2 pseudogenes are annotated in these 1,649 nt (G+C 47.4%); one reads left to right on the top strand and one right to left on the bottom strand.

Annotation, left to right across the window (positions count from 1 at the left end):
* A pseudogene (locus R7O12_RS24205) lies at positions 1–1,471 on the top strand (MoxR-like ATPase); the annotation flags it as partial.
* Between the two features lie 70 nt (positions 1,472–1,541).
* Here R7O12_RS24205 and R7O12_RS24200 read toward each other — a convergent pair.
* Positions 1,542–1,649, bottom strand: a pseudogene (locus R7O12_RS24200) (C factor cell-cell signaling protein); the annotation flags it as partial.

Genomic DNA, 1,649 nt, shown 5'->3' with positions numbered 1-1,649 from the left:
TTCAAACCCTCAATACTGTAGCGAAGGCAAAGCCGATAACTCATGGTTCTGTGATTACGCGAATGGGGCGAAAAAATCCGCGGCGTTCTTCCTTGATATCTTGCGCACACCAGAGCATCAATGTGTGATAGAAAATGCGGCAGGCAACCAAAAAGTGATTTCTTTTGGACAACTGTTAGACAACAACTCACACCAAATCCCGGCTGATTACGATCTTTCAACAGCCAGCTGTTTTGATGATTTGGCAGCACGCTTTATCGAAGATTCAGATGAGGGCTATATAGCTGTTGCGGAAACTGCGAATGGACGCTTCCTAAACTCAATTGGTAGCTTTGACCCGGATTACCCTTGGTCAAATGCGGTGTCTGTGTTGGGTAACTGGCCAGACAAAGCGCTTGCGAGCCACTTCTTAGCACGTCGATTCTCGAACCGTTTTACCGATGAGGTGAGCTTTGCATCGCTGCTTGATATCCCTGGGGTGCAAGCTGAATACGAAGACATCATGGGCAACATCGTGGCAAATGATGCGTTAAATACGCCAGTTAAATTGGTGGGTAAAGACGGTAAGGAATACACCAATCTAAAAGGTGTTACCGTGAACCTACACATCACTGAGCAAATGGAGTCCCTACCACCAATGCCTCGTGGTATTGCAAGATTCCTTGATATTGGCGCAGAAGGCCGCGGACGTGTTGGCGATGTCATCTTGAGAATGGGTGTGCGCCAAATGAAGTCTTACGACTACACAGTGAAGACTCGTGGTCAATCTCAGTTTGATACGTTTACGAAGCAACAAGACCGCTACGGTATTATCGCGGGTGACAAGGTTGAGTTTGTTATCGACGGCGAGAAGTTTGTGGCAACAAAAGCAAACAAGCTGGCTTACGACTACGCAAATCAACTGGTGACGTCCAAAGGTTACGATCTAAAAACGTACCTAGATAGCTATGAGCCTGCAACACTAAACAAGGTCGCAGAGAGCATCGATAGCGCTTGGGGGCCATTCCGAACAGCGATTGTCCCAGCGTTCCACGATCCTGTATTGCTGCTGGATGCACCAATGGTCAACGCAATGAAGCGAACCATTGATGCGGATATCGCGGCAGGTGTGCTGTCGTTCAGCCAGTCTTTCATCAACTTTACGACAGCGAATGTGACTTCGGGTGATTTGGTCATCGATGCAACTTCGGGCACATTGAGCTACAAAGGTGGTAAAGCGCACGATGAGCTGAAAGCGTTCGAAGCTTACACAGATGCGATGCTTTTGATTTACAACGATCACGCCGAAGACATGATGTTCGCGGTCGACAATGTGTACGCAGGGTACATGGCGTCTTCAGATGCTGACAAAGAACTTTGGCTGAAAGATCTCAATATGATCCAAGCGTATTTGCGTGGTGATATCGGCGCTGTGGCTGGTGATTACTACAAGATGCTTGATCGCCTACCAACGGCAGTGAGTTTCCAGTAAATAACTCTTAATTCACTCATACAAAGGCCTGCAGCAATGCAGGCCTTTTTCGTCATAGGATTGATGGAATTTAGGAGTGAAAGATGATCTGTCCGTCTTCTGTCATCACAAGTGTCGCTTTGCTTTGTTCGATAAGTTGGGCAGCATAAGAAGGGGTAACTGCCTGCATATCACCTTT

The sequence above is a fragment of the Vibrio sp. Vb1574 genome, from assembly GCF_033338675.1.
This window is presented reverse-complemented; position numbering and strand designations above follow the sequence as displayed.